Here is an 8,381-nt window from a genome sequence, read left to right on the forward strand (position 1 = left end):
TGCGGCGCGCGGCCGGAGCGGGGGCGGGCGGCCCGGCCACCGCCCGGCGTCCCGTCCCGGGAACGGAACCACGCGGTACCGGGCACCAGCCACCGCCGGGCGCGCCCGTTGTCGCGCCGGCGGCCGGTCGCCGTCCGGGGCGTGCGGCACCGCGTGAACGCCCTGCGTTCACGCGGTGCCCGCGCGCAGCGCGTTCAGCCCGTCGTCGGGGACCAGCGGAGGTCGCTGGCGGCCGGGCGTTCCAGCACCGCTTCGATGTGGAAGTCGATGACGCGTTCCGCGTCGGCGAACGCGGCGGCGCGTTCCGGCGACCAGTCGACCTCCGCGTGGCCGACCAGGTGGAGCAGCGTGCCGCTGGCCCAGTCGGGGACGAGGAGGCCGGCGGCCGGGTGGCGTTCCAGATTGCCCAGGGTCATGTACATCGCGTTGCCCCGGTAGTCGGGCCAGCAGAGCCGGTCGGGGGCGAGCACCCGGAGGAAGCCGGGGCTGCCGCCACGGTGCGAGGCGTCCACCGGGCCGTCGCGGTCGGCACTGGCCACGAAGAAGGTGTCGGCCGCCTCGATCAACTCCCGTTGCGCGGGCGTGAGCGCCGGCGTGCGGATGGGCTCCGGGCGCCGGCGTGTGGCGGGCAGGTCGCGGGTCACCGCGCGGCGCGCGATATGGCGCGGGCAGTTGGCGTACACCTGCTCCACCCGCAGGAGAAGGCCCGCCTCGGTGGGCGTGGCCAGGCCGTTGAGCCGCATTCGGCGACGGGTGGCAGGCTCGATGGCGAGCGTGCCGAGGGGAACGTTCCCCGGGCCGCCGAGCGCCCCGGCCAGCGGGTCGTCCGGGGCGGGGTGGGCGCGCACGGCCACGGTCGTCTCGTCGAGGGCCGTCACAAAGCCCGCCGGGCCGGTCAGTTGGGAGGCCCAGATCCGCCCTTCGGCGTCCCGGGCGCCGAGCACCAGCATCCGGCGCTCGGCGAGGAAGTCGGCCGCCACCCGGGGCACCCGGTCGCGGATGGCGCGCCAGGCGTGGTCGGCGCGGTCAACGGCGTTGGCCCGCCGCTGCACGGCGCGTTCTCCCGGGTGGTAGCCGACGGTCATGATGCGAACCCTTCGTGAACGTTCCTGATCGGGTGGCCTGGTGCGCGGGCGGTCCTAGAAGAAGCCGCAGGTGGGCGCGGCGGCGACGGGTGCGGGCGCCGCTTCGGCTCCGGTGGCGGCGAAGATCTCCAGCCGGATGCCGTCGGGGTCGCGGAAGAAGATCCCGCCGGAGGCGGCGCCCTCCCCGTGCGGCACCACGCCGTCATACGCGAACTCGACGCCCAGCCCGCGCAGGACGGCCTCCCGCTCCCGGACCTCCTCCATCGATTCGGCCTGGAACGACAGGTGGTGCAGTCCCGACCGGTCCGTGGCGAAGCCCCGGGCGCTCTGCTGCCAGAGCGTGATCAGCAGCGCGCCGTCGCGGGTCAGGAACGCCCAACGCCGGTCGCCGTCCTGGCCCTTCTGGGCCACATCCAGCTGGAACACCTCGGTATAGAAGGGCAGCGAACGATCGAGATCGGTCACGTTCAGTCCGACATGCCCGGTACGCAGCGACACCGCGTTCTCCTCCAACTCCCCGACCACCGCCGGGGGTTCATGTTCTAACCAGTACGCAGCGAGAATAACGGTTAGAAATGCAGCCGGTCAACCGTTGATGCACGCCATACCGGTTAGGGTCGCCGGGGCGCTAGGGTGGGGCGGCATGGCAGCAGTGGATCCCCGCCCCCTGGTCGGTGAGCCGCTCTCGCTTGACCTGCTGAACACCCGCTGGCGGCTGACCGCCGTGACCGAGGACCTGCTCACGGACGTCGCCGGACTCGCCGTGTGGCTTCGTTCGAACGGCCTCGACGAGCGCTGCGCCGCCGACCAGGCCACCCTCGACGCCGTGCTCCAGGCCCGCGACGCGCTGGCCGAGGCCGTGCGCGATCCCGCCCACCCCAGCCGGGAGGCACTCGCCCGCGTCAACGCCGTGCTGGCCAGGGGCCGGTTGCGGCGCGGCCTCACCGCCGAGGGGCCGGCCGAGGAGGCCGAGCCGGACTCCCCGGCCTGGCTGCCCGCCTGGCTGGCGGTGGACGACTACCTGCGCCTGCTGTCCATCGACCCCGGCCGCGTCAGGGCCTGCGCCAACGAGGGGTGTTTGCTGCACTTCTTCGACACCTCGCAGAACCGCCGCCGCCGCTGGTGCTCCATGGCCGTCTGCGGCAACCGCGCCAAGGCCGCCCGCCACTACGCCCGCGCCCGGCGCTGACCCGGAGGCCAGTGCCGGGCGGATCAGTTCGGACCGGAGACCGGCCCGAGCCGAAGACCGGTCCCCGCGCGAGCCCTCGACATCCGCCTTGTAAGGGCGGCGCTCACGGGTAGCGGGCCGCTCGGAGCCCCGGCCCCGGAATCGCGGTCGTCAGCGGACAAAGCGGGCCGGTAGCGTGCGGGCATGTCCGCCGTTCCTCCCGCGCCCAAGCCCACGCCCGAACGCGCGCCCGCGCCCGAACGCGCGCCCGGGTCCGTCGCCGCCCTGGTCGCCGGGGCGTTCGGCCTCGGCGACCGCGTCGAGGAGTGGCGGCCGGTCGCCGGCGGGCTCTCGCACCGGCTGTTCCGGCTGCGCACCGAGCGCGGGGCGTGGGCCGTCAAGTGGCTCAACCGCTCCCGCGAGGAGTGGTGGCTGCGCGATCACCGGCTGGCGGTCGCCGTGGAGCGGGCCGCCCTGGCCGCCGGGGTGCCGATGCCCCGCCCGGTCCTCCCGGCAACCGCCGCCCCAGACCCGTTCGTTGACCTGCCGGTGGACGGGGAGCCGGTCAGCTTCCTGGTCTGGGAGTGGTGCGACGGCGAACGGCTCGACGCGACCGCCGTGCCAGGGACCGTTCGGCGCTGGGTCGGCTCCACCCTGGCCGCCCTGCACACGCTGCCGGTCGCGCCCCCGGCGGGCGGCGCCAACGTCCACCCGCCGCAGCCGGTCGAGGAGTGGCGGGACTGGCTGGAGTCGGCGCCGAAGGAGACCGACCCGGACTTTCTGCGGGCCGTGGCCACCCACCTGCCGACGGTGGCCGAGGCGCACCGCCTGCTCGACGCCGGCACCGACCAACTCACGGACGCGCCACGGGTGTTCACCCACCGCGACGTCAAGCCTGACAATGTGCTGGTGACCGCGCGCACCCCGGTGCTGCTCGACTGGGAGGGCGCGGGGCAGGAGCTGGCGCGCTGGGAGACGGCCCGGGCGGCGCTGGACTTCTCCCGGACCCCCGACGGCCGGTCGCGGGTGGGCTTCACCGAGGTCGTGGCCGCCTACCGGGCGGCCGGGGGCGACGAACTCCCGCCGGAGCCGGCCACGTTCGGCGGCCTGCTGGACATGCGCCTGGGCGGCGCGGCGTTCCTCCTCTGGCGCGCCCTGGGGCACCGGCCGGTCACCGCGCCGGAACGCGCCGCCGCGCACGGCCACACCCTCGCCTATCTCGACGAGTTGGCCGCCGCCCTCGACCATCTCCCCACCTGGTGCGGGTGGTTGCGCGACGTGCGCTGAGACCTACGAGGCGGAAGCGAACTCGCGTTCTAGAATGGCCACATGACGGACATGGCCGCCGACGGCCCCGAGATCGTCCTGTTGCGGGACACCTCCCGCGACGACCTGACCGCGCCCGGCCGGCCCCGCCCGGTGCGCGTTCACCGGTGGCGGGCCAGGCCCGGCGTTCCGTCGCCGCCGCTGGTCGTGGTCTCGCACGGCACCGGCGGTTCGGCCGACGCGATGCGGTGGCTGACCGGGCCTTTGGCCGCCGCCGGGTTCGAGGTGGTCGCGCTGGACCACCATGGGAACAACCACGTCGACGGCTATGAGCCGGAGGCGTTCCTCCAGGTCTGGGAGCGCGCCAGGGACGTCACGTTCGCGCTGGACGCGCTCGCCGCCGAGCGCCCCCTGGGCCCGGTCGGGGTGGCGGGCTTCTCGCTCGGCGGCTACACGGCGGCCGCGCTGGTCGGCGCGCGGCTCCACCGGGCGGCGCTGGCCCGGGTGGTGAGCGGCGAGATACCGCTGCCGCCGCTGCCCGAGTTCCCGGATCTGCTGGCGGCCCTGCGCGCCAGGGGCCACGGCGAGGATCTGGCCGCCCTGCTGACCGACTGCGACGCCGACCTGACCGACCGCAGGGTTCGCGCGGTCTTCCAGGTCGCGCCGGCCATGGGCGCGTTGCTCTCCCCCGAGAGGCTGCGGTCGGTCACGGTGCCGGTGGAGGTCAGATGGGGCGGGGCCGACGCGGTCACGCCCTACGAGGTGTCGGTGCGGCCCTATGTCGAGCACATGCCGACCGCGCGGGGCCGGTCGTTGGGCCCGGCGGTGCGGCATGACGACTTCTTCGCCGAGGCGCCCGCCGACCCGACGGCCGCGCCACGGGCCGCCTCCGACGCGGTCGCGTTCTTCGCGGCGCGGCTGGGCAGCCCGGCGGCGGGCGGCCGGGTCAGGGCGCGGGGCTGAGGTAGGGGGTGGTGACGGCGAGCGGTAGGAAGCCGAGCCGTTCCAGGATGGGGCGGCTGGGCGGGAGCGCGTCGACGTGCAGCCAGCGGGCGCCGGCCTCGGCGGCGAGCGCCACGCGGTGGGCCAGCAGGGCGCGGTAGATGCCCCTGCCCCGCCACGCGGGCAGGGTGCCGCCGCCCCAGATTCCGGCGAAGTCGCCGTCCGGGCTCAGCTCCAACCGGGCGGCACTGACGGGTAGTTCGCCGGCGAGCACCAGCAACACCCGTACCCGGTCCGGGGCTTCGGCCAGCTGGGCGAGCAGGCGGCGGCGCAGCGGCTCCTGGTCGCCGCCGAAGACCCGGCGGTGCACCTCGATGACGGGGTCCAGCCCGGCGGGTTCGGTCACCCGGCGGGCGGTCACGCCGTCGGGCCAGACGGGCCGCCGTTCCAGCGCCGCCACCTCGGCCACCAGCACGGTCTCCGGCTCCTCGGCGCGGAAGCCGGCGGCGGTCAGCCGTTGCCCAAGGTCGTCCGGGCGGTCGTGGGCGTACTGCTTCCACTCGAAGGGCAGCCCCAACGCACCGTAGTGGCGCAGCTGTTCGGCGATGGCGGCGTCGGCCTCCCGGGCCGAGGCGAAGCCCGACCAGAGCACCCCGCTCCAGCCGCCGCGCGCGCTGGTCTGCCGCACGACCGGGCCCGTCCGTTCCACCCGGGCGCCGGGCTCGTCGGGGGCGACCTCGCGGCGTAGCACGCGGTCGTAGCGCGCGCGGAGCTGGTCGATGTGCGTGGTGTCCATCGGGCCATCCCAACCCGACGCCCTGGCGCGGCCAACTCCTTTTCCCCGCGTGTCGCCAGGACAGCGGCCCGCGCCAGCGGGGCAGCGGTCCGCCCCGGCGGGGACGGCGGTCCGCCCCGGCGGGTGCGGGTGCCGGCGGCGGCACCCCAACTCCCGTCCCGCGTCACCGCGTTGGTCGCCGCGTTCGCCCCCTGGTGCGGACCAACGGCGGCCGGTAGCGTCCCACCCGTCGTGCCCGGCGTCCCGGGACCCCCACGCCTCCCGCAGGCATCCGGGGCGCCGTGCGACGCCCACGCCACAAGGAAGCCCCCACATTCCTGGAGTTGCGCCATGCGACGACACCACGACACCCCCACGCCTCCGCCGCACCCCCGCCGCCGGCGCGGCCGGCTGGTGGCCGCCGCCCTCGCGGTGGCCGTCGCCCCGCTGGGCGCGCTGGCCTGGACGGCCGGCGCGGCCGAGGAGCCAGCCGAGCCGGCCGCCGTTCCGCTGGAGAACCTGACCGTCGCCACCGAGCAGGTCGCCCAGGGCCTGACCCGACCCACCGCCATCGCGGCGCCCGACGACGGCACCGACCGGCTGTTCGTCACGGAGAAGGCCGGCACGATCCGGGAGTACGCGCCGGAGACGGGACTGGTCGACGAGCCGCTGGTCGACCTGACCGACGTGGTCAACGGCTCCGGCAACGAACGCGGGCTGCTCGGCCTGGAGGTCGCGCCCGACTTCGCCGACAGCCAGGAGCTGTACCTCGCCTACACCTCGCTGCCCAACGGCGATGTGACGCTGGCCCGTTACGGCCTCGCCGACGACAGCCTGGAGGTGCTGCTCACCCAGGAGCACCCCGAAACCAACCACAACGGCGGCCAGTTGGCGTTCGGCCCCGACGGCTATCTGTACTGGGGCCTGGGCGACGGCGGCGGGGCCGGCGACCCGGACGGCAACGGACAGCGCACGGACACCCTGTTGGGCACCATCCTGCGGCTTGACGTGAGCCAGTCCTGCGGTGAACTCGCCTACTGTGTGCCGGAGGACAACCCGTTCGTCGGCGACCCCGAGGCCCGCGAGGAGATCTGGGCCTGGGGGCTGCGCAACCCGTGGCGGTTCTCGTTCGACGCGGCCGACGGCTCGCTGTGGATCGGCGACGTCGGGCAGGGCGCGTGGGAGGAGGTCAACCACCTGGCGGCGGACGGCGGCGGCGCCAACTTCGGCTGGGCCTGCCGGGAGGGCACCGACGAGTTCGACCCGGGCCAGTGCCGGGACGGCGCCGAGTTCACCGAGCCCGTCTTCACCTACTCCACCTCCTCGGAGGGGTGCGCGGTGATCGGCGGCCATGTCTACCGGGGCGCCGAGTTCGCCGAGCTGGCCGAGGGCACCTATGTGGCCACCGACTACTGCTCCAACAGCGCCTGGGCGCTGCGCGCGGACGGCGCCGGCGGCTACGAGGACGCGGTGATCGGGGAGTTCCCGACCCAGGTGACGGCGTTCGGCGAGTCGAGCGCCGGCGAGCTGTATGTGGTGAACGACCTGCCGGGGCAGCTGCACCGGGTGACGTTCGCCGAGACCGGAGCCGAGACCGGAGCCGAGGCCGGAGCCGAGGCCGGCGGCGCGTGACGCGCTGATCCCGGCGGCCGCACACGGCCCGGCGCGTGCCGGCGACGGCGCGCGCCGGGCCGTTCCTCGACCGGGCCCCGCATCGAACATGCTTGCGTTGACTGGTCAGGCGAACGCTTTTTCCCTACTCTTGAGGAGATTCCGTCAACGACGGATGGACAACTGAGCGCGTGTGGCCCGGGGGAAGTCCGGTGAGAGTCCGGCACTGACCTGCAACCGTGAGCGGCGTTCCCGTGGAGCGCCGTGAGTCGGATCGCCCGGCCCGCGCGTGGTTTCGCTTCTCACTGTCATGGTTCGCAGCGTGGAGCCCACAGCCCCGGCTGGCCGGCCCCCGCCGCTCGCAACGCGCGTGCGTCGGGGTTTTTCGTGCCCGGCCTTCGGCAGGGGCCTCGCGCCTCGGGCCTGGGAAAGGTCAGGTCCTTCGATGGCACGCCGTTCGGTCGGCGCCGCCGCGCTCGGTGCGCTGCTGGCGCTGCTGGCCGCCCTGTTGGCGCCGGCCTCGCCGGCCACGGCCACGACACCGGCGACGACACCCGCGACGACGCCGGCCGCCGCGCCCGCCCTGCCGGGGCTCGCGCGCCCGGCCGCCGGCTCGCCCGGCTTCTGCCCGGACGCCACCGGGGTGACCGTGGTCGTCGACTTCCGCGAGCTGGGCGGCGGGCGGGTGGTGCGCTGTGCGCACGGCCCGCAGGAGGACGGGCTGGCCGCGCTGCGCAACGCGGGCTTCGAGGTGACCGGCACCAACCGCTGGGGCGACTCGTTCATCTGCCGGATCAACGGCCGCCCGGGCGCGGACAGCGAGCCGTGCGTGGACACCCCGCCGGCCACGGCCTACTGGTCGTACTGGCACGCGGGCAACGGCCAGGACTGGACGTACAGCCAGCGCGGCGCGACCTACCGCACCCCGCCCGAGGGCAGCTTCGACGGCTGGTCGTTCTCGCTCGACCGGGACGAGGGCTCGGCCCCGCCGCCCGGCATCGCCGCCCAGCGCCCCGCCAACGGCGGTGACTCCGGCGGGGGTTCCGGCTCGGGCGGCGGCTCTGGCTCGGGCGGCGGGTCCGACTCCGGTGGCGCGGGCGGGGGTTCGGCGTCCGGCGGCGGCTCCACCTCCGGCGGGGACGGCAACTCCGGTGGCACCAGCGGCGGTTCGGGCTCCGGCGGAGCGGCCTCCGGCGGCGGCGGGGACGTCGGCGGCGCGCCGGGCGAGGAGAACGCCGGCGGCGCGGACGGCGGGCCCGACGGCGGGGACGGCGCGACCGAGGGCGACGCGGACGGCGAGGAGGACCGCCGGGACCCGGAGGAGAGCGAGGAGCCGTCGGAGGAGCCGAGCGAGGAGGCCACCGACGAGCCCGACGCCGAGGCGGCGCCGTTGCCCACCGAGGCCGCCGAATGGAGCGGCACCGACGAGGAGTTCGAGGAGGAGGCCGCCGCGCGGGACGCCTCGGGCGGCCCGTCGGCCGGCACCCTCGCCGCGCTCGGCCTGCTGGTGGCGCTGCTCGGCGCCGGCGGCCTG

8 protein-coding genes are annotated in these 8,381 nt (G+C 75.6%); 5 read left to right on the top strand and 3 right to left on the bottom strand.

Features of this window, described 5'->3' with window-relative positions:
* Positions 1 to 194: 194 nt before the first annotated feature.
* Together EBN88_RS26595 and EBN88_RS26600 are read right to left on the bottom strand one after the other, a co-directional pair.
* Entirely contained in the window at positions 195 to 1,085 is an 891-nt protein-coding gene (locus tag EBN88_RS26595) for a pyridoxamine 5'-phosphate oxidase family protein (protein ID WP_122399594.1), read from the bottom strand.
* A 54-nt stretch (positions 1,086 to 1,139) separates the two neighbouring features.
* Positions 1,140 to 1,583 (bottom strand): VOC family protein, encoded by a 444-nt coding sequence (locus EBN88_RS26600; protein ID WP_233580998.1) that lies wholly within the window; start codon positions 1,581 to 1,583, stop codon positions 1,140 to 1,142.
* A gap of 145 nt (positions 1,584 to 1,728) precedes the next feature.
* On the opposite strand from EBN88_RS26600, the gene EBN88_RS26605 reads away from it, so the two are divergent.
* The 3 genes from EBN88_RS26605 (at position 1,729) to EBN88_RS26615 (ending at position 4,482) form a co-directional block, all read left to right on the top strand.
* Positions 1,729 to 2,274, top strand: coding sequence for a CGNR zinc finger domain-containing protein (locus EBN88_RS26605; protein ID WP_122399595.1), 546 nt, complete (start codon positions 1,729 to 1,731; stop codon positions 2,272 to 2,274).
* Positions 2,275 to 2,457: 183 nt separating this feature from the next.
* Positions 2,458 to 3,540, top strand: coding sequence for a phosphotransferase family protein (locus EBN88_RS26610; protein WP_158621541.1), 1,083 nt, complete (start codon positions 2,458 to 2,460; stop codon positions 3,538 to 3,540).
* Positions 3,541 to 3,582: 42 nt separating this feature from the next.
* On the top strand, positions 3,583 to 4,482 hold the full coding sequence (locus EBN88_RS26615) for an alpha/beta hydrolase family protein (protein WP_122399596.1): 900 nt from the start codon (positions 3,583 to 3,585) through the stop codon (positions 4,480 to 4,482).
* Here EBN88_RS26615 and EBN88_RS26620 read toward each other — a convergent pair.
* Positions 4,466 to 5,257: a GNAT family N-acetyltransferase gene (locus EBN88_RS26620; protein ID WP_122399597.1), complete on the bottom strand. Its 792-nt coding sequence runs from the start codon at positions 5,255 to 5,257 to the stop codon at positions 4,466 to 4,468. The genes EBN88_RS26615 and EBN88_RS26620 overlap by 17 nt on opposite strands.
* Before the next feature lie 330 nt (positions 5,258 to 5,587).
* Here EBN88_RS26620 and EBN88_RS26625 point away from each other — a divergent pair, with 330 nt between their 5' ends.
* On the top strand, positions 5,588 to 6,868 hold the full coding sequence (locus EBN88_RS26625) for a PQQ-dependent sugar dehydrogenase (RefSeq protein ID WP_122399598.1): 1,281 nt from the start codon (positions 5,588 to 5,590) through the stop codon (positions 6,866 to 6,868).
* Between the two features lie 424 nt (positions 6,869 to 7,292).
* On the top strand, positions 7,293 to 8,381 hold a 1,089-nt coding region (locus tag EBN88_RS32190), incomplete at its 3' end, for a hypothetical protein (RefSeq protein ID WP_122399599.1).

It is taken from the genome of Streptomyces triticirhizae (genome assembly GCF_003696235.1).
Taxonomy (GTDB): Bacteria; Actinomycetota; Actinomycetes; order Streptomycetales; family Streptomycetaceae; genus Streptomyces; species Streptomyces triticirhizae.

What these genes read in the sequence shown, in the direction of transcription:
- EBN88_RS26595 (WP_122399594.1), bottom strand. Translation starts at nt 1,085, where the DNA reads ATGACCGTCGGCTACCACCCGGGAGAACGCGCCGTGCAGCGGCGGGCC.
- EBN88_RS26605 (WP_122399595.1), top strand. Translation starts at nt 1,729, where the DNA reads ATGGCAGCAGTGGATCCCCGCCCCCTGGTCGGTGAGCCGCTCTCGCTT.
- EBN88_RS26610 (WP_158621541.1), top strand. Translation starts at nt 2,458, where the DNA reads ATGTCCGCCGTTCCTCCCGCGCCCAAGCCCACGCCCGAACGCGCGCCC.
- EBN88_RS26615 (WP_122399596.1), top strand. Translation starts at nt 3,583, where the DNA reads ATGACGGACATGGCCGCCGACGGCCCCGAGATCGTCCTGTTGCGGGAC.
- EBN88_RS26620 (WP_122399597.1), bottom strand. Translation starts at nt 5,257, where the DNA reads ATGGACACCACGCACATCGACCAGCTCCGCGCGCGCTACGACCGCGTG.
- EBN88_RS26625 (WP_122399598.1), top strand. Translation starts at nt 5,588, where the DNA reads ATGCGACGACACCACGACACCCCCACGCCTCCGCCGCACCCCCGCCGC.